This window comes from Anisomitus miae (SeqCode), from assembly GCF_054906395.1.
On the sequence record NZ_JBRACL010000006.1, the window covers coordinates 302,369 to 321,098 of the forward strand.

General features: G+C 28.9%; 23 protein-coding genes and 2 pseudogenes. 6 read left to right on the top strand and 19 right to left on the bottom strand.

What is annotated here, in order from left to right:
- Nucleotides 1-30 precede the first annotated feature (30 nt).
- From AALI31_RS04170 to ahpC, 9 genes and pseudogenes are all read right to left on the bottom strand, one after another.
- Nucleotides 31-435 (bottom strand): hypothetical protein, encoded by a 405-nt coding sequence (locus tag AALI31_RS04170; protein WP_489885266.1) that lies wholly within the window; start codon nucleotides 433-435, stop codon nucleotides 31-33.
- A complete protein-coding gene (locus AALI31_RS04175; protein WP_489885267.1) occupies nucleotides 425-865 on the bottom strand; it encodes a hypothetical protein in 441 nt (146 codons plus the stop codon). The genes AALI31_RS04170 and AALI31_RS04175 overlap by 11 nt, the downstream gene beginning before the upstream one ends.
- A gap of 60 nt (nucleotides 866-925) precedes the next feature.
- Nucleotides 926-1,321 carry a hypothetical protein gene (locus tag AALI31_RS04180; RefSeq protein WP_489885268.1) on the bottom strand — a complete coding sequence of 132 codons (396 nt, stop codon included), beginning with the start codon at nucleotides 1,319-1,321 and terminating at the stop codon, nucleotides 926-928.
- On the bottom strand, nucleotides 1,314-1,748 hold the full coding sequence (locus AALI31_RS04185) for a peptidase (RefSeq protein WP_489885269.1): 435 nt from the start codon (nucleotides 1,746-1,748) through the stop codon (nucleotides 1,314-1,316). The genes AALI31_RS04180 and AALI31_RS04185 overlap by 8 nt, the downstream gene beginning before the upstream one ends.
- Entirely contained in the window at nucleotides 1,749-2,273 is a 525-nt protein-coding gene (locus tag AALI31_RS04190; RefSeq protein WP_489885373.1) for a type II secretion system F family protein, read from the bottom strand.
- 126 nt (nucleotides 2,274-2,399) lie between these two features.
- A pseudogene (locus AALI31_RS04195) lies at nucleotides 2,400-2,609 on the bottom strand (type II secretion system F family protein); the annotation flags it as partial.
- Nucleotides 2,610-2,624: 15 nt separating this feature from the next.
- Entirely contained in the window at nucleotides 2,625-2,945 is a 321-nt protein-coding gene (locus tag AALI31_RS04200; protein WP_489885270.1) for a hypothetical protein, read from the bottom strand.
- Nucleotides 2,942-4,336 carry a GspE/PulE family protein gene (locus AALI31_RS04205; protein ID WP_489885271.1) on the bottom strand — a complete coding sequence of 465 codons (1,395 nt, stop codon included), beginning with the start codon at nucleotides 4,334-4,336 and terminating at the stop codon, nucleotides 2,942-2,944. The genes AALI31_RS04200 and AALI31_RS04205 overlap by 4 nt, the downstream gene beginning before the upstream one ends.
- A gap of 246 nt (nucleotides 4,337-4,582) precedes the next feature.
- On the bottom strand, nucleotides 4,583-5,146 hold the full coding sequence (gene ahpC / locus AALI31_RS04210) for an alkyl hydroperoxide reductase subunit C (RefSeq protein WP_489885272.1): 564 nt from the start codon (nucleotides 5,144-5,146) through the stop codon (nucleotides 4,583-4,585).
- 327 nt (nucleotides 5,147-5,473) lie between these two features.
- On the opposite strand from ahpC, the gene AALI31_RS04215 reads away from it, so the two are divergent.
- The 3 genes from AALI31_RS04215 to AALI31_RS04225 are packed head-to-tail and all read left to right on the top strand — an operon-like array spanning nucleotide 5,474 to nucleotide 7,893.
- Complete coding sequence (locus tag AALI31_RS04215; RefSeq protein ID WP_489885273.1) at nucleotides 5,474-6,544, top strand: bifunctional glycosyltransferase family 2/GtrA family protein; 1,071 nt, start codon at nucleotides 5,474-5,476, stop codon at nucleotides 6,542-6,544.
- A 28-nt stretch (nucleotides 6,545-6,572) separates the two neighbouring features.
- Complete coding sequence (locus AALI31_RS04220) at nucleotides 6,573-7,496, top strand: phosphodiester glycosidase family protein (RefSeq protein ID WP_489885274.1); 924 nt, start codon at nucleotides 6,573-6,575, stop codon at nucleotides 7,494-7,496.
- Nucleotides 7,474-7,893, top strand: a complete 420-nt coding sequence (locus AALI31_RS04225) for a hypothetical protein (RefSeq protein ID WP_489885275.1) — start codon at nucleotides 7,474-7,476, stop codon at nucleotides 7,891-7,893. Before AALI31_RS04220 ends, AALI31_RS04225 begins: the two co-directional genes overlap by 23 nt.
- Before the next feature lie 26 nt (nucleotides 7,894-7,919).
- Here the strand turns inward: AALI31_RS04225 and AALI31_RS04230 are convergent, their stop codons facing one another.
- Complete coding sequence (locus tag AALI31_RS04230; RefSeq protein ID WP_489885276.1) at nucleotides 7,920-8,945, bottom strand: NADH:flavin oxidoreductase/NADH oxidase; 1,026 nt, start codon at nucleotides 8,943-8,945, stop codon at nucleotides 7,920-7,922.
- A 219-nt stretch (nucleotides 8,946-9,164) separates the two neighbouring features.
- Here AALI31_RS04230 and AALI31_RS04235 point away from each other — a divergent pair, with 219 nt between their 5' ends.
- The gene (locus tag AALI31_RS04235; RefSeq protein WP_489885277.1) at nucleotides 9,165-10,874 is read left to right on the top strand and encodes an Rqc2 family fibronectin-binding protein; all 1,710 of its coding nucleotides are present in this window, start codon (nucleotides 9,165-9,167) and stop codon (nucleotides 10,872-10,874) included.
- Nucleotides 10,875-10,949: 75 nt separating this feature from the next.
- Nucleotides 10,950-11,123: a hypothetical protein gene (locus tag AALI31_RS04240; RefSeq protein WP_489885278.1), complete on the top strand. Its 174-nt coding sequence runs from the start codon at nucleotides 10,950-10,952 to the stop codon at nucleotides 11,121-11,123.
- Between the two features lie 40 nt (nucleotides 11,124-11,163).
- Here AALI31_RS04240 and AALI31_RS04245 read toward each other — a convergent pair whose 3' ends face one another.
- The 4 genes and pseudogenes from AALI31_RS04245 to AALI31_RS04260 all read right to left on the bottom strand — a co-directional run bounded on the left by AALI31_RS04245 (nucleotide 11,164) and on the right by AALI31_RS04260 (nucleotide 13,727).
- On the bottom strand, nucleotides 11,164-11,655 hold the full coding sequence (locus AALI31_RS04245; protein WP_489885279.1) for a hypothetical protein: 492 nt from the start codon (nucleotides 11,653-11,655) through the stop codon (nucleotides 11,164-11,166).
- A 262-nt stretch (nucleotides 11,656-11,917) separates the two neighbouring features.
- Nucleotides 11,918-12,433, bottom strand: coding sequence for a nitroreductase family protein (locus tag AALI31_RS04250; protein WP_489885280.1), 516 nt, complete (start codon nucleotides 12,431-12,433; stop codon nucleotides 11,918-11,920).
- Nucleotides 12,434-12,463: 30 nt separating this feature from the next.
- Nucleotides 12,464-13,060 (bottom strand): flavodoxin family protein, encoded by a 597-nt coding sequence (locus tag AALI31_RS04255; protein ID WP_489885281.1) that lies wholly within the window; start codon nucleotides 13,058-13,060, stop codon nucleotides 12,464-12,466.
- Nucleotides 13,008-13,727: pseudogene (locus tag AALI31_RS04260) on the bottom strand (SDR family NAD(P)-dependent oxidoreductase). The gene AALI31_RS04255 and the pseudogene AALI31_RS04260 overlap by 53 nt, the downstream one beginning before the upstream one ends.
- 213 nt (nucleotides 13,728-13,940) lie before the next feature.
- On the opposite strand from AALI31_RS04260, the gene AALI31_RS04265 reads away from it, so the two are divergent.
- Nucleotides 13,941-14,267, top strand: a complete 327-nt coding sequence (locus AALI31_RS04265) for a winged helix-turn-helix transcriptional regulator (RefSeq protein WP_489885282.1) — start codon at nucleotides 13,941-13,943, stop codon at nucleotides 14,265-14,267.
- Between the two features lie 132 nt (nucleotides 14,268-14,399).
- On the opposite strand, the gene phoU is transcribed toward AALI31_RS04265, so the two are convergent.
- The 5 genes from phoU to AALI31_RS04290 are packed head-to-tail and all read right to left on the bottom strand — an operon-like array spanning nucleotide 14,400 to nucleotide 18,584.
- On the bottom strand, nucleotides 14,400-15,053 hold the full coding sequence (phoU, locus tag AALI31_RS04270; RefSeq protein ID WP_489885283.1) for a phosphate signaling complex protein PhoU: 654 nt from the start codon (nucleotides 15,051-15,053) through the stop codon (nucleotides 14,400-14,402).
- A 21-nt stretch (nucleotides 15,054-15,074) separates the two neighbouring features.
- Nucleotides 15,075-15,827 (bottom strand): phosphate ABC transporter ATP-binding protein PstB, encoded by a 753-nt coding sequence (pstB, locus tag AALI31_RS04275; RefSeq protein WP_489885284.1) that lies wholly within the window; start codon nucleotides 15,825-15,827, stop codon nucleotides 15,075-15,077.
- 26 nt (nucleotides 15,828-15,853) lie between these two features.
- Nucleotides 15,854-16,741 carry a phosphate ABC transporter permease PstA gene (gene pstA, locus AALI31_RS04280; RefSeq protein WP_489885285.1) on the bottom strand — a complete coding sequence of 296 codons (888 nt, stop codon included), beginning with the start codon at nucleotides 16,739-16,741 and terminating at the stop codon, nucleotides 15,854-15,856.
- Nucleotides 16,742-16,767: 26 nt separating this feature from the next.
- The gene (pstC, locus tag AALI31_RS04285) at nucleotides 16,768-17,625 is read right to left on the bottom strand and encodes a phosphate ABC transporter permease subunit PstC (protein ID WP_489885286.1); all 858 of its coding nucleotides are present in this window, start codon (nucleotides 17,623-17,625) and stop codon (nucleotides 16,768-16,770) included.
- Between the two features lie 47 nt (nucleotides 17,626-17,672).
- On the bottom strand, nucleotides 17,673-18,584 hold the full coding sequence (locus tag AALI31_RS04290) for a PstS family phosphate ABC transporter substrate-binding protein (RefSeq protein ID WP_489885287.1): 912 nt from the start codon (nucleotides 18,582-18,584) through the stop codon (nucleotides 17,673-17,675).
- Nucleotides 18,585-18,730 lie beyond the last annotated feature (146 nt).

The window sequence follows — 18,730 nt, forward strand, 5'->3', positions numbered from 1 at the left end:
ATATTTAAAATAATATTTCTTTCACGTTCTTTAGGCATAAAAATAATATCCCTCTTGCATTTTAGAATTGTAATAAAATACTACTTTATCACCATTTAAGTTAACTTTATTACCTAATTTAAAATTCAAAACTGAAAAATTCCCCTTAAATAATTTTAAATTAGTTTTTTTTACATAGTTTAAAAAACTAAGATCACCATCTATAATTCCAAGATCAATTTTATTGTAGTAATTATCTTTATAAACTTTAAGTTGAGATATAAAATCATTTACCTCACTAATGTCATCTAATTCGCAAATTTTTTCATAGTTCAAGTAAACATCCATATCCTTAGTTATATAATTTGAGTTGATTGCAAATGTAAAAATCAGTATCATAACCATTAAAAATGGTATATAAATTATTCCTCTTTTTTTCAAAACATTAAACATCATAAGACATAGGCGAGATAATCTTTGTTAAATTTACACCACCCAATTTAATATCTAAAAATATTAAATTGTCTCTAGCATAAACTCTAAAACTATTTATTTTGCTAATTAAATATGTAATATTTTTATTGTCGTATTCAAGTCTTATGGTTCCTTTACTAAAAATTAATTCTCGTTCTTTGATTTCACATTCGGTAAGATCAACTGGGATTATTTTTTTATAATAAAGCTTATTATCAGATTTAACCTTAAAATCAAATGCATATTTATCAAATTCAGTATTTAGAAACATCTCCAATTCTCTTAGTTTTAGAACATTTGAGGAAATATTATTAGATACAATTATAGATTTTGACGCACCTATAATAAAGTTACTCATAAATACCGAAACTATCATGAACATTATCAAACAAACAATGGACTGCAATAACATACTTCCTCTTTTTTTAAGTCTTACGATGTTTGATGCACCTCCTTCGCATTTTTTATAATTTCATACCTCAAAATTGGATTCGAATAAAATTTCACCATTAGATAAATAACTTATATATACCTCATTTTGAAAAGCATTAAATGATATATAGAAATATCTTTCAATTCCTGTGTACTCATTTTCGAAAATTTCTTTAAATTCTTTATAGTTTTGTGTAGATATATTTTGGGGATTTATATAAATTCCTTTACCCAAATATGGGTATTGCTTATTAAAATACAATTCATTTTTAATTACATCTAATTGATCGAAAAAACTTTTTGAAATTAACATAGAATTCATATTTTTCAAATTTGAACTTTGAAATCTTAAAAGTGATATTGCCAAAGTAAATACTATAACTACAAAAAATAAATTCCCGAGCATAAACGATCCTCGTCTTTTAAATTTAATCATAAGAAACTTTTCCAGTAACAGCATAAATTGTAACCTCATTTATGTTTCCGTAAAACTTATATGTAAATGTTGCACATCTAGGTATTAAGCCATTCCGTTGAATATATAACATTCTATTATAAAGTCCATTAAATTTAGTCATTCTTATATTTTTAGGGAATTCAAATCTATTCACTATAACATGATTTTTATCTACTAACGATATTCCTGTTTCTGAAAATTTTAATGTGTACATTCCCGAATTAATAAAAGCTTTATATTTACCCAAATTTATAAAATTCAAAAATTGAGTTTTAAAGTTGTTATGTTCAAATTTTTTATACATATCATTTAAAAAACTGACACTGAAATATGCAGATGCTAGAATAACTATAATCAAAATAATTGATAACAAGTTTTCTAAAATCATAAATCCAGATTTTTTCAATTAAATTCCCCCCCATATGTAATTAAAGTTATCATAAGATATAAGAGGTAATATGAATATTGAAATGAATATTATTACAAGTAATCCACAAATTAAAATAAATATTGGTTCTATTAGCTTTGTGTATCGTTCTAAACTTTGATAATATTTCTTCGAATAACTCGTCCAAATGTTTTTTAACGATAAATTTAAACTAGAACTTTTTTCTCTTACTTTAATTATTGATATAACCTCTGGTTCAAAAATCTTTGCGTTCTTTAATACATTACAGAGATCAAATCCTTGATTTATCTGATTATAAATATAATCAGAATAAATTGAATAAGATTCGTCCTTTAATTTAGACATTATATTTAATGAAGTACCTATATCTATTCCACTATTAATCATGTAATAAAATGATTGTATAAATTTTAATTGGCAATATTTAAAATATATTTTCCTAAAAATAGACAACTTAAGTAAAATATTTTTAAAAATTTTCTTAAGTTTTCTGTTTTTAATTGCTAAAAATAAAATAGCCACAATACTAATTAAAAATAAATTATAATTATCCTTAATGAAAAGACATATGTTTATAAATAAAATACTGTAATTTGGTAAATTGGAAATCTGTGTTTGAAATGAATTAACATAACTAGGTATAAAGTATAGAATGCATAAATTAATTAGCAATAACATAACAGCAAGCAATAATGATGGGTATAAAAGAGATGACCTAACTTTGTTATTTATAAAAATCTTTTCTTCATAATATGTAGATAAATTTTTAAGTATTTCCGTAAGACTACCTGTTTTCTCACTAATCTTTATCAATGATAAAAATACGTTATCAAATTCATAACCAGTAGATTTAATAGAATCATGTAAAGAGTATCATTTTATTAATTTTTGGCTTATACTTTTGAAAAATATATAATTTCTTCTATTTTTTGAGCTATTTGCATTATCTTTGAAGATATTTACTGAATCTAATATAGATATCCCACTTAAATTTAAAAAATAAAAATCCTCACAAAATCTTTTGTACCATACTAATCCTAGTTTTTTATATGAAAATATAAAAATCGGTATTTTAATTTTAAAATAGATTTTATATTCAAAGTTTTCTAAAAGCTCCATAAAATCTCCACAATATATAATCAATCTAAATACTCCGTCCTCTTTGACAAATACAGCATAATTGCTGATATTCATTTAAGTCTCTCCATATCTAAAATATACACCTCTCCACTATTTATTAATTTTTTTACATTCAATTCAAATGAGTAATCGAAGTATTTGGTTTTAATATATTGTTTTATTTCATTTATAGATTTTTTTTCTGAAAACATATCCTTTATTATATCATCTATTATTAAAATTTCATTTAACAAAATTCTTCCACTATATCCCGTAAATTTACATTTTTCACATCCCTTTGGAGAACTATATTTACCTTTTTCATATTTCGTATCAAATATAATCCTCTCATCAAAAAATTCCCTTTTCTTGCATTTGCAAAGTTTCTTTACCAATCTTTGTGAAATCACTAAATCAAGAGAATCTATAGCTAAAAATTCACTTACTCCTAAATCAATCAGTCTTGTAATAACAGAAATTGAATCTTTAGCGTGTACTGTTGAAAAAACCTTGTGCCCAATCACGGAAGATGATACAGCTATTTTGGCTGTTTCCTCATCTCTTATCTCTCCAATCATAAATATATCTGGATCATGCCTTAAAATACTTCTTGATATTTTTTCAAATGTAAGTCCAATTTTTTCATTCACTGTACTTTGATTTACACCGTCAATTTCGTACTCTATAGGATCTTCTATAGTATAAATACTCACTTTTTCACTATTCAAATGTTCAATAAATTTGTATAATGTTGTAGATTTTCCACTTCCAGTAGGTCCTGATAAAATAATCATTCCACTCTTCTTCTTTAAATATTTATCTAAAATTTGTACTTGCTCATCACTAAATCCTAAATCTTGTATATTTTTGTAGATGATATCGATATAATGAATTCTGAGCGAAATTTTCTCTCCTTTAGAGGTAAGTAATGTAGACACTCGTATGTTATATCTGGATTTATTTTTACTATAAATAATTTTTCCATCTTGAGATATCCTTTTTTCTGTTATGTCTAGATTGCTCAAAACCTTTATTTTAGTAGATATAAATTTATAAGACATAAAAGATATCTTTTTAAAAATTTTAAGTTCTCCATCATATCTAAATCTTATAATAACGCAATCTTTCTGAGGTTCCATATGTATATCTGTTACTCTTGAACTTATAGCGTTCTCGAATATGGATTCATACAAATTTTCTGAATGATCTTGGGAAAATTTTTGTCTTTCGTTGAGTATACCATAGTAATATTCAATATTTTCGTCAACAACATCTCTTGATCGAATATATGGAACTATATTTTCATTAAACATAAGTTTTAAATCATTTATTACACTTTCGTTGATTTCAGAACAAATCACTATTATGCCATTTTCGTATCTTCTTATTGGTAATACATTAAATTTTTTTGAAAAGTCATGACTAATAAACATTAATAAACTTAATTCTACATCTTCTAATACCATAACAATCCCACCTAAATTAACTAAAATCTCATTTAGATAATTCCATATTTTGGTAAAAATATTCAAGTTTTAAATTTTAAGATGATATTTATAACAATAAAGAGCCTTCTGTTAATCAAAACAGAAGGCTCTTTATTGTCAAAATAATATAAAACTCACAGATAAAATTACTACAAAATACGACTAAGTATCACAGCTACTTTGTCATAAATACAATACCGACTGATCAAATCTAACCATTTGATACTACAATTTACCCACTAAATCAATCCCTGGCTCTAATGTATCATCCCCAGGCTTCCATCTAGCTGGACAAACTTGATCTCCATGCTCAGCAACAAACTGGCTAGCTTGCAACTTACGAAGCAATTCACTAGCATTACGTCCAACGTTACCTGCACTTACTTCATAAGACACTATCTTACCTTGAGGATTAACTATAAAAGTTCCTCTTTCAGCTAATCCATTTTCCTCGATCCAAACATCAAAATCCTTAGAAAGCACATGACTAGGATCTGCAAGCATCACAAACTTAATCTTCTTAATACTGTCAGAAACATCATGCCACGCTTTATGTACAAAATGAGTATCTGTAGAAACTGAATAAACCTCACAACCAGATTGCTTAAATTCACTGTAAAGATCTGCTAAATCCTCTAATTCAGTCGGACAAACAAACGTAAAGTCTGCTGGATAAAAGAAAAATACACTCCACTTTCCTAAAATATCCTTTTTACTTACTTCTTTAAACTCACCATTGTGAAAAGCCTGTACATTAAAATCAGAAACCTCTTTGTTTATAAGTGACATCTCTACCACTTCCTTCCCAAAAATTTAAAATTAGCTACAAATTACAGAATTTACAAACGACCAACACAAGAAACAAGATCACTCCGATATACAAAAGTAAAAATCATTAATTGAGGATCAAAACCCTGCAGCATCAAGTATACCATAATTATTTTTCTTTGTAAATAATAATTAATATTATTTACTATTAATTATGATTTTAAAATTCTCATTTATCAATCTCAAAAATATTTTTATAAGCGTGTATTTTTGTTGTTTCAAATAAATTGCTATTTATGTTAACATATATTCATAAGTTATTACTTTGAAATATTGATTTCGTCGGGGGTGAATTTTATTTGTTACTCGATTCTCAATTCAAATCCCGTAATAATTATACCTGCGTATTGTCCAAATGAAAAATTGTTAGAATTGATTTATAATTTAAGATTGAACGAAAAAAACATTCCTATTATAATTGTCGATGATGGTAATGATCACAAATATAATGAGATATTTAATGAAATAAGAAGTACTTCTTTATGTTTCGTAATAAGAAATTCTAGAAATAAAGGTAAGGGCAATGCCTTAAAAAAAGGTGTTAGATATTGCATAAATAATTTTACGAATACAGGTGGATATGTTACATGCGATGCAGATGGTCAACATTCTGTTAAGGATATATTAGCTATTGTAAATGCCTTAAAAGATAATGAAAATAGCTTAATACTTGGAATTAGAAACTTTAAAAATACATCTGTTCCATTTAAAAGTAAGTTTGGTAATAGAGTAATTTCATTATTTTTTTATTTTACTACAGGGGTATGGTGCAAAGATACGCAGACAGGGCTTAGAGGAGTTCCAGAAAAATACAAAAATATATTTATTGCTGAGAAAGGCGACAGGTATGAATTAGAAATGAATTTTCTAACGACAATAGTCAAGAATAAAATAAATATTGTAGAAATTCCTATAGATACATTGTACATAGATAATAACATCGGATCTCACTTTAAACCAATAAAAGATTCTATTATAATTGTTACAAACCTGCTTAAATATTCTCTAAGCTCTGTAATAAGCTCAATATTAGATTTAGGTATGTTTACAATTTTCAATGAATTTGTTTTCACATACAGTGGCAATTCCTTGTTTCTATCAACTATTATTGCAAGAATTTCGTCAACACTATTCAATTTTTCAATAAATAAAAAATTTATATTCAATGAAAAAAATTATACCGTTAAAAATCAGTTTGCAAAGTATATTTTACTTGCAATATTTCAAATGATTGCTAGTGGTGTATTAGTTTCACTACTTAGTTCAATTTACCACAATCCCACTCTAATAAAACTGTTTGTTGACGTTTCATTATTTTTATTGAGCTATCCCATTCAGAAAATATTTATTTTTCATTGAAATTATATAGTGAGGTGTTAAACTTGAAATGCTTAGGATTTTTAAAAAACCATATTTTATATCGGTTTTAGTTTCTGTAATTTTAGTTTTAACTTCAACTTTTGTATTATTAGATGCTTTTGTAATACCAAAATTCTTAAAGTTACCTCCAACTAATAATACTCCCCAAACCAATAATCTCAAAATTAATGATAAAACTTCTGATGATATAATTGTTACCGAAATGAGTTATAAAGATTCATACATAGATATATCAATCGAAACAAGAATAAAGCACAACACAAATTATTACATTGCAGAAATAATTTTAAAAGATCCATCACTTATTAAAACTGCCTTTGCTCATGATGCTTACGGAAGAAATATAAAACAAACCACATCTGAAATTGCAAAATCTAAAAATGCTATTTTGGCAATAAATGGGGATTTTTATGGATTTAGAGATAGTGGATATGTTCTAAGAAATGGTGAGGAATACAGAAATACGATAACCTATGATTTAACAGGAGAGGATCTCATTATTACAAAAGATGGTGACTTCGAAATAATAAATGAACATAATACGCCATTATCAGAACTCAAAGATAAAAATGTATCTCAGGTGATTTCATTTGGTCCGTCTCTCGTACAAAATGGTAAAAGCACTGTTAATGAAAATGATGAAGTTGGAAAATTTATGATAAGTAATCCCAGAACTGCAATAGGGCAAATTGATTCACTACATTACATAATGATCGTTTCGGATGGAAGAACTTCAGAAAGTGAAGGATTATCTCTTAAAGAGTTATCAGATATTTTTGTGGATCTAAATTGCAAAACTGCCTACAATCTTGATGGAGGTGGGTCTTCCACAATGGTATTTAATGGTAAAATTATCAACAAACCAACTACCAACGGTAAAAGGATATCCGAAAGAGAGGTAAGCGATATTGTTTATATTGGATACCAATAAAATAATCAAGAAAACCATAATAGTTTATATTTTGGTATCAATAATAGCCATAATATTTACTAAAATTTATTATTCATTTAGCCATGGAATTAATTCAAATTATATGAGCTTTATGTTTTTATATCCTTTAATAGGTGGAGCGTTGACTTTTATTGTAATATATCCCAAAATCAAAATCAACAAAGTTAAATATAAAACTATAAGAATAAGTTTTAATTTATACAATACAGGAATTGCTATATTAACCACAGAGGGATTGTTAAGAGGAATTTTTCAAATCGCAGGTACGTCATCTGATTACATGATTTATTACTCAATATTTGGCTGGTCCATTACAATAATATCTTTGATAAGTATTTCTATTCAGATATTTTTAAATAAAAAAGCACATTTGTAGTTACACCCTATAAATGTGCTTTTTGTTTAGAAACCTCGCTCGTACTGTTTAGGTATGTCTATTTTTATTCTTAACTTTTCAGAAGCATCGAGAGGCCAATATGGATTTTTGAGCATGTCCCTTCCTATAGCTACAAGATCAGCATCACCACTTCCTATAACGAAATTTGCAACATGAGGGTCACCGAGTTGCCCAACAGCAATTACATCAATATCTAATTTTTGTTTTATAACTCTCGCATATGGAACCTGATATCCAGAATATGAATGAACCCACTCCATTTCAGACAAAGGGCTCTCCCCTCCTGAGCTAACATCCAAAATATCCACTCCTGCTTCTTTATAAACCGAAGCCAGCTCTATTCCATAATCTATTCCATATCCTACTTCTTTTGCATATTCTCTCGCAGAGATTCTCATTATTAAAGGCATACTATTAGGTAATTCACTTTTCGATGCCTTTATAATATCTACTCCAAACTTTGTCAAATCTTTCCCATACTCATCCGTTCTTTTATTTGTAATAGGAGAATGGAACTGATGTATTAAATAGCCATGAGCACCATGGATTTCTATAGAATCAAATCCTGCCTTAACTGCTCTCCTTACAGCTAATCTAAATTTCTCTATAATATCATCCACTTCTTTAGTGCTCAGCTCTTCAGTAACTCTACTATTTTCATCGAATCGTATCTTAGATGGTGCTACAGGATAATGCGAGCACTCTGCTTTTCTTCCTGCATGTCCAATTTGTATTGCAACCTTTGCCCCATATTTATGACACTCATCTACAATTTTCTTAAGTGGTTCAATATGATCATCGCTCCACAATCCTAAATCATAATCACTAATACATCCTCTAGGCTCAACAGCAGCGACCTCCATAATTATCAAACCTACACCGCCTATAGCTCTACTAACATAATGTACATAATACCATTGTGTTGCAACTCCATCTTCATTTTCAACTGAATACTGGCACATTGGTGACAAAACAATTCTATTTTTAAGATTTAAATTTTTCATTTCGTATGGTGTAAATAAATTCTTCATTACTGACAATCGCCCCTTTTATACGATAATTTAAAGATATTGTAAAATATACAATACTATAAATCAACTAAACTTAATATAATTTCCTTCAATTTATCTTTGAATTAACTTAATTTTAAATTTAAACTTGTATCATTCATCGATTCCACATTTATCAATGTTGAAATTTTGCAAATTTATGGATTATACTTTGTGATATAATTCAATTGAGGTGATTGCATGCCAATAGACGGAGTATTTTTAAGATGTTTAACAAAAGAATTAAAACTCAAAATCTTAAATGGTAAAATACGAAAAATTATACAATTTGAAAAATACAGTATTATCCTCTCAATAAGATGCAATAGAGAAAACCATGACTTGTTACTAAGCTCGAATTCTAAATACAGTACGATAAATTTGACAAACGCCAAATACAAAAATCCCGACTCAAGTTTTATGTTTCAAACAATTTTGAAAAGATACATTCTTAATGGTACGATTAAGGATATAGTACAAATTGAAAATGATAGAATTTTAAAATTAATTATAGATAATAGAGATGAGCTTGGAGATGTAAAAACATTTGAATTAATAGTTGAGCTTATGGGGAAACACAGCAATATTTCTTTAATAAATTCTTCAAATCATACTGTTCTGGATTCAATAAAGCATCTTTCGGCAAATAATAATTCTTATAGGGTCCTTTTACCAGGTTCAACATACAAATTTCCACCACAAAATGAATTAAAGCTAAATCCATTCAACTTTGACTTTAAAGACCTCGAAAGACTTTTAAATATTACAGATTTTGAAGAAAATATGTATTCCAAAATATTTCAAGGAGTTTCTGTACCTTTATCAAAGTTTATTTTTGATGAGATGAAAAGCAAATCCCTCGAAAATAAATTTAATTACCTAAAAAATTTATTTGAAGATATAAAAAATGCCCCAACTATATATTTAAAAAATGATAATTACAAAGACTTTTATTGCTTTGATATAAATATTTTGTGTGAAAAAGTTAAAGTTCAAAATTTAAATAGTCTTCTAGATGATTTTATATCTAATAAGAATACATTCGATTCTTTGAACAATAAAATTATGGATCTTAAAAAATTTATAAATTCAATTATACAAAGATGTAATAAAAAGATATGTATATTTGAGGAAACTCTTAAAGCTACTGAAAATAAAGATATTTTTAAATTATATGGAGATTTGATTGCTGCAAACATTTTTATGCTAAAAGGTGGGGAAGAATCCATAATTGTACAAAACTATTTTAGCGAAGACTACGAAAACGTAAAAATAAATCTTAATTCTAAATTAAATGCTTCTGGAAATATAGAATTTTATTACAAGAAGTTTAAAAAACTTAAGAAATCTGAAATTATGAATAAAAAAAATATTCAAGAATGTAGCCAAGAAATTACATATCTAAATTCTGTCTTGAACAATATTGAAAAAATAACTAACGAAAATGATATTAATGAAATTCGTGAAGAACTTATAGCAAGTGGTTATCTTAAGAAAGCGAAAAATAAGGGTAAGAACAATATTATAAAATCAAATCCCTACCACTATATAACCTCAAATGGTGTATCCATATTTATAGGAAAAAACAATATCCAAAATGAATATCTAACATTCAAGATGTCAAAAAAGGATTTTGTCTGGTTTCACGTTAAGAATGTTCCTGGTAGTCATGTTATACTTGCACATAATAATCCAAGTGATAAACTAATAGATATTTGTGGTAAACTTGCTGCCTTTTATAGCAAAGCTTCATCTTCATCAAATGTTCCTGTTGATTTTACAAAAATTAAAAACGTGAAAAAGATGCCTCATGCCAAACCAGGAATGGTTATATACACATCATACAATACAATTTACGCAACTCCACCTTTGTCAATTGACGAACTTAATTTATCTTTAAAAGAAGGTTGAAATTTTTGAATATAAACTTTAAAACTTGTAATAATATTAATGTATTCTAATATTATTATAAAGGGTTGATTTTAAATGGGAAAAGCTCAAGATAATATTAACTCAAGTATGAGTTCAATTCAGAGTGCTTTGAATAATTTACAACAAGCCATGTCATGTTGTGAAAAGCAAGCTAACAAAACCGTAATCCAATCTGCCATAAATTCTATGAACTCAGCGTGTAATGAACTTTCTAATTATAAAGATTAAAACCATTAGAAAATCCTATGATTTCTAGTCATAGGATTTTCTAGCTTATTTGAGAAATAATTTGATAAACTTCATCTTCATCAAATCCAATTCCACCAGGATTTATATTTACGGAATAAGAATATTGTTCTGACTCCCAACAAGCGACATTTATTTTATTATCATTTCCCCTAAATGTAAATTTAATATCATTGTAAACCTTCATATCTATTTGAGGATATTCGTTATAGTCAGCACTGATATCTTCATCATCATTATATAAGCCTTTTCGAATTATTATCCATTGATCTAATTGAGTATAGTGAACTTCTATAATTTTTGAATTTACAATATAAATCTTTCTATCATAACTGCTATCAAATATATCCTCAGGTACATTAAGACCGAATCCTAAAATCTCTTTTACTTTTTCAAAAGAATCAACATCTAGTAAATTGTTCGTTTCTCGAATGCTTACACTACTCGAACTATTACACCCAACTACAAATGTACATAATAACAAAACAATAAATGATTCAAATATTTTTCTCATAAAAATTACTTCCTCAATGTTTTATAAAATATGACTTAATTTAAATAAATAAAATATTTTTTTGTTTTAAGGTGATTCACCTCCTACGTAAAATTAATTCTACCATCTAACATATTACCTTATTGTAAATCAATTTTTATTACAATTTTATTTCATTAAATAAATCTCACCATTAATAAAATAAAAAAAGATTGCTAAATAAATATTAGCAATCTCATAAAATTTCATATTTAAAAATATTTTCAAAAATAATTTGTATAAACTATATATATTTTACAATTTCATCAAGTGTCTTCTTTTGTTCATGTGTACGGAAAGGTACCGTGCCTTCAACTCTGTAGCCAATTGGCATAATTAATACAGAACGCTCATTTTTTGGTAACTCAAATATTTTTTCTAATTCAGTATTCGAAAAGAAATTAATCCATGCAGTATCTACTCCAAGTTCTGCAGCTTGAAGCATAATATGAGTAGCAACTATGCTTACATCCTCAATTCCAGAATTCATACCTTCCTCTTTTGGATTTTTCCATTCTTCATCCGCATTATAAGTAAACAGCAACACTGTTCCTGCACCATATCTGCAAGGGGTAAGCGTATCTAATTTATCCAGTGCTTCTTTACTCTGTAAAACATAGATTCGCTGTGGCTGGAAATTCTTTGCCGTAGGTGCTGTATTTCCTGCCTCCAGCATAAGATCCAGTTTTTCTTTTTCTACAACTTTGTCTGAATAATTTCTGACCGTAATTCGTTTTTTACTTAACTCAATAAAATTCATGCCATTCCTCCAGATTATTTACATTTATTTTTACAATGTCTTACCTAATTCATAGGCTTCTTTCAAATACTGTGTATGCTGCACATCGCCAACGTTTTGCACAACACCTGCAATAATCCTGCCGGTATCTTTATATTTCAAGACTTCTATCATATACTCGTAGTATTCTGCTGGCATATGGTAAATATCTTTTACCGGAGAAGCTGCTGTTACAATCAAAACAGCTTCTTTCTGCTTAGAATTTAACGCAATCGCAGCAAATAAACGGTCTCTGACTGTTGCAAATAGTGAAGTAAAATGCATCCAGTAAATCGGTGATGCAAAAACAATCACATCTGCGTCTGCCCATTTATCATAAATCTGCTGCATATCATCCGACTGTACGCAAGGGTGTCCCTTTCCTGTCTGGCATCCATAACAGCCGATACAATGCTTAATATTCATTTGACGAATATTAAATTTGGTTACGGAATGACCTTTTTCCTCCGCACCTTTTATAAAAGAATCAATGATGCTTTCTGTATTTCCATTTGCTCTTGGACTCCCGTTAATAATCAAAATCTTTTTGCTCATTTTACCAAGGTAACTCCTTTCCATCTCTGAAAAATCCACCTGTTGGACCGTCATCCGGAAGTGTAGCTGCCCATATTACACTTTTGGCACTTTCCTGTACAGGTTGTCCATATCCCATTCCAAATGTATCCGTAACATCCGGACATACTGCATTTACAAGAATGTTATCAAACTTTAATTCTTTTGCAACCTTAATTGTTAACCCATTAAGTGCTAACTTAGACAATCCATATCCAGAGCAAGGAATACCTATTGTCCCATTTAAAAACCCATATTTAGGATCATCATAAGATCATGCTCCACTTGACACATTCACAATACGACCATGTTTCGATTTGCGTAATAATGGAATAAATTTTTGTATTACATTCCACGTACCTACAACATTAGTATTAAAAGTACATTGAATTTCTTCTACACTTTCTTCCTCTACAGAATTTCCTACTTTCATCCTAGCAGCATTATTAATTAAGATATCTAATCGTCCATATTTCTTTTGCACAACTTCCACAGCACTTCTTACACTATTTTCATCTGTAATATCCATCACAATATAGGAAGCATTAATATTATTGTTTGCAAGTTCTTCTGTAAGCTCAGTAAGAACTTTTTCTTTTCGAGCTGATAAAATTATTTGATGCCCTTTTTCTCCAAGTTGTTTTGCAGTTTCAAATCCTAATCCATTCCTTCTACCTGTACCAGTAATTAATACAATATCCAAATTTTACTCCTCCCTTTAACTTTAAACTCAAATCAAAAATCTATTAATTATAATTATGTATAGATGATTTTATTTTTAAGCTATTTCCACCATACTTGAAAAATATTTAGATCTATGATATAAAAATAATACTTTATAGTGCAATAAGTAATAAGTACTATTTCAGAACATACAATAGTATGATTTGAAATACTAAGAGAGGTTTATAGTGAAATGACTTTTGAAGAATTTACAGCTAAGATTCAAACACAATATGATGACAAGGAATGTCCGATCACCAAGGTTCTCGAATTATTAAATGGTAAATGGACCACTCGTGTAATTTATGAATTAGAACGATATAAAAGTGTACGTTTCGGTAAATTAAAAAAATCCATACCATTTATAACAAATTCCATGTTATCTGGTACGCTAAAAATGTTAGAGACACGGGGCATTGTAATAAGACAGCAGTATGATGAAGTTCCACTTAGAGTTGAGTATTCATTATCTGAATCTGGAAGAGATATGCTTTCTATTTACTATGAAATGGCTGTATGAGGTGAGAAACATTTATGAAAATCTATTTTTGGATATTATAGATTTGAAATATTCGTTATCCTCCTCACTCAATTCATAAATTCCAAAAAAAATAAATCTAGAGTAACTAAATACCCTAGACTATAAATCCAATTATCTAAATCGTCTTTTAAAAAATTCCCCAGACCTTAAATACATAATGTTTTCACAAATATTATTTATATGATCTCCTGCTCTCTCAAAATATTTTATCACAAACAACGTTTGTACTCCTATATTCACATTCATCTCTCCAGAATTCATTTTACCTATTACCTTAGAAAAGACTTCATAATATTTTTTATCTATGGCTTCATCACTTTCGTAGATTTCAAGTGCCTTCTTTTTATCATTATTTACATATGCCTCTATTACTTCAGGAACAGTTTTTGTAACCATATTAAAGAAGTATTCTGAAACCCTTAAATCTATATTTTCATTTTCAGGCATATACATAGATACCTTTGCGAGGTCAACTGCATAATCACCTATTCTCTCTAAATCTTGAATTATCTTTATGGTAGTGAATATTCTCCTTAAATCACCAGCCAAGGGAGTTTGTGTAGCTATAAGCTTGAGACACTTATACTCTATCTCCTCCTTTAATATATCTATTTTGTCATCATCTTCAATTATGTTTTTCGCAAGTTCCGTATCCTTAATCTTAAGCACGTTTTCAGATTTTTCAAATTGTTCAGTAACAAGCTTGCCCATTTCATATAATGATTCATTCAATTCATTAAGTATTTTTTCAAATCTTTCACGCATAATAACACCTCTCCTTGAAACCTATCCAAATCTTCCAGTTATATAATCCTCTGTCAATTTGCTCGTTGGATTTTGAAATATTTTTTCAGTCTTTCCAGTTTCTTCGAGTTTTCCGTTTAAAAAGAATGCTGTATAATCAGAAATTCTTCCTGCCTGTTGCATGTTGTGAGTTACGATAACTATAGTATACTTTTTCTTTAGCTTTGCAAGAAGCTCCTCGACTTTCATAGTAGATATTGGATCTAGTGCAGAAGTTGGTTCATCCATAAGCAAAATCTTAGGATGAGTTGCTAAACATCTTGCTATACACAAACGTTGTTGTTGTCCTCCCGACAAGTTATATGCACTTTTCTTAAGATCATCTTTTACCTCATCCCAAAGAGCAACATCCTTAAGTGTAGTTTCCACAAGTTCATCCAGTACCTTCTTATCTCTTATTCCATAATTTTTAGGAGCAAATACTATATTTTCATATATAGATTTTGGAAATGGATTAGGCTTTTGAAAAACCAATCCAACATCTTTCCTAAGCAAAACAACATCTTGTTTCTTTATATCTTTTCCATCAATAAGTATGCTACCGGTGTACCTAGCGTAATCGAACATTTCATTCATTCTATTTAGATTTCTTAAAAACGTAGATTTACCACATCCAGATGGACCAATAAAAGCCGTGACTTTGTTTTTATAAATTTCCATATTTATATTAAACAAAGCTTGCTTCTCTCCATAATAGAAATTCAAATTCTCAACTTTTATAATAACATCTTTCATTTAGATATTTACACCTTTCATTATACTTAGTCATATTTCTTTTCAAATTTCTTCCTTATAATTATAGCTACAATATTGAATAAAAATACAATTACCAACAGTACAATTATGCCCGCTGAGGCTAAATATTGAAACTCAGGTTCAGGACGTGAAGTCCAATTGTATATTTGGATGGGCAAAACCGTAAACCCATCTAACAAACTCGTTGGTATAAATCTCAAGAAAGTAGCAGCACCGACAACTATGAGAGGTGAAGCCTCCCCTATTGCACGAGCCAAGGCCAAAACTATTCCTGTTAAAATATTTGATACAGCACAAGGGATCACAACACCTTTAATAGCTTGCCACTTCGTAACCCCCAAAGCCAATGCTCCCTCATAAAAAGAATGTGGCACAGTTTTTATAGCCTCTTGTGATGAAATGATTATCGGCGACAATACCAAGAGCGATAAGGTAAGAGCACCAGATATAATACTAGATCCCAACATAAAAAATTTCACGAATACACCTAGTCCAAGTATTCCATACACAATCGCAGGAACACCTGCTAAGTTTTGTATATTTAGCTTTATGAAATTTGTTAATCGTGTCGGTTTTGCATACATTTCTAAATAAATAGCTGTTCCAATTCCCAACGGAACAGAAATTAAGACAGTCAAAATCAATATATACATACTTCCAATAATAGCAGGAGCAATTCCAGCTTTTGAAGGTCTGCTTGAAGAAAATCCAGTTAAGAAATTCCAATTTAGATACTGAAATCCTTTAGAGAAAACTTGTACAAGTAATACAATCAAAAAGAAAATCCCTATTAAGGTAGCTATTATAGTTACTAATTTCAGTATTGAATCTTTCTTTTTTCTCCTGCTCAAATTCCTTCTGACAATTTCATCATCAAAAAACTCTTTATTCATATTAACACCTGTCTCCATTTTAAAATTTATACTTTCTTATTAATAATTTTCCTTGCAACTATATTTAAAATGAGTGTTATGAAAAACAATATAGCTCCACATACAAAAATGGTTTTATATTCTATAGAATTGTAAGAAACATCTCCCATACTAACATTAGCCATATATGTAGTAAGAGTCTGAACACCTTTTAATGGATTAAAATTAAGTATTGGATTACTTCCAGAAGCAATTGCTACTACCATAGTTTCACCAATTGCTCTTGATATAGCCAGTATAAATGAAGAAATAATTCCTGATTTTGCAGCAGGTACTAAAACCTTGGTCGTAACTTCGTATTTTGTACTGCCTAGGGCATAAGCTCCCCTCTTAATTGACCCTGGAACACTTCTCAGTGCATCCTCACTAAGAGATGCAATTAAAGGAATTATCATTATACCAATAGCTATACCAGCACTTAAAGCATTGTATATTTCTAAATCATGTATAAATACTTTTAAAAACAGCGTAATGAAATTGAGTGCAAAAAATCCATATACAACTGAAGGAATAAATGCCAATATTTCAAGAATTGGTTTTAAGAGTCTTCGAGTTTTCTTTGAAGCGTATTCACTTAAATAAATTGCAACAAACAGACCTAAAGGTATTCCGATTATACCAGATATCAAAGTTATAATTAGTGTACCTGTTATAAGAGTCAATATGTTATAAGTTGGCTGGCTAAGGAGTGGGTTCCACGAGTTTCCCTTAAACAGTTCAATCAAACTTACTTCTTCAAAAAAATCCTTAGCTTCAAATAACAATAACACAATTATCGAAATGGTTATTAATATAGATATCATTGCAAAAACCTTTAACGTGAATTCTATAATTCTATCTTTCACTTAAGAACCCTCCATATTTAATTTACTTACGGCCAGAATTCAGCATTTCAAGAACTTAATTCTAGATCATTTAACTGTGCTTCGTATGCTTGTTTATCAAGCGGAATGAATTTAACCTCGCTTGCCAATTCATATGAGTTCTTTAAATAAAACTCTATAAACTCCTTGATTTCAGATCTACTCAAATCATTTTTATCAAAGTACACAAACAAAGGTCTAGACAATATGTAATCATCATTTTCCTCATCAGAATCTGGAGATATTCCATCAATTGAAACCAGATTTACCCTACCCTTATTTGTCTCATAATAACTGTACCCAAAATAACCTATGGAATACAAATCTCCGCTTATACCTCTTATCAAAATGTTATCGTCCTCACTCAACAAAGCATCTTCTCTCTGAGATTTAGCCTCTCCATTTATTGTCTCAGTGAAATACTCAAACGTACCTGATGCAGTTCCAGGAGAGTAAACTTTGATTAATTCATTTGGAAATCCTTCTCTTACTTCGCTCCAATATTGAGCTGGGGAATCTTGCCTAAATATGTGCGACAATTCTTCTCTCGTAAGATTTTGTGCAAAATCATTTTTGGGATTTACGACAACAGAAATTTTATCAATAGCAACTACCAATTTTGATACATCTATTTCATTTTGGTTAGCTTGTTGTAATTCGGATTCCTTAATCTCTCTTGATGCATTAACAATATCAATTTCTCCATTTACAAATTTCTTCATTCCACCACCTGTTCCAGATTCAGCAATAGAAATTCTGACCCTAGGATTCTCCAAAGTGAATTCTTCTGCAATAACCTCAGTCATTGGATAAACAGTAGATGAGCCATCAATCACAATATTTCCACTTAAGGTTGAAGAAGTAGAATTGCTCGAGCAGGAAACAAGAGTTACTATTAATAAACCTGCTCCAAGAAATTTTTTAAGTATCCACCTACTCATATAAAAAGTTTCCCCCTAAGAATATTTTTAAATAGATTTTAAGATATTTTGGTTAAATCAGCATTTTATAAATGTAAAATCTATATTAAATATTTTCATATTCTCATATAACAATTTCCCAATTCCCAAAAACAAAAAGAGCGAAG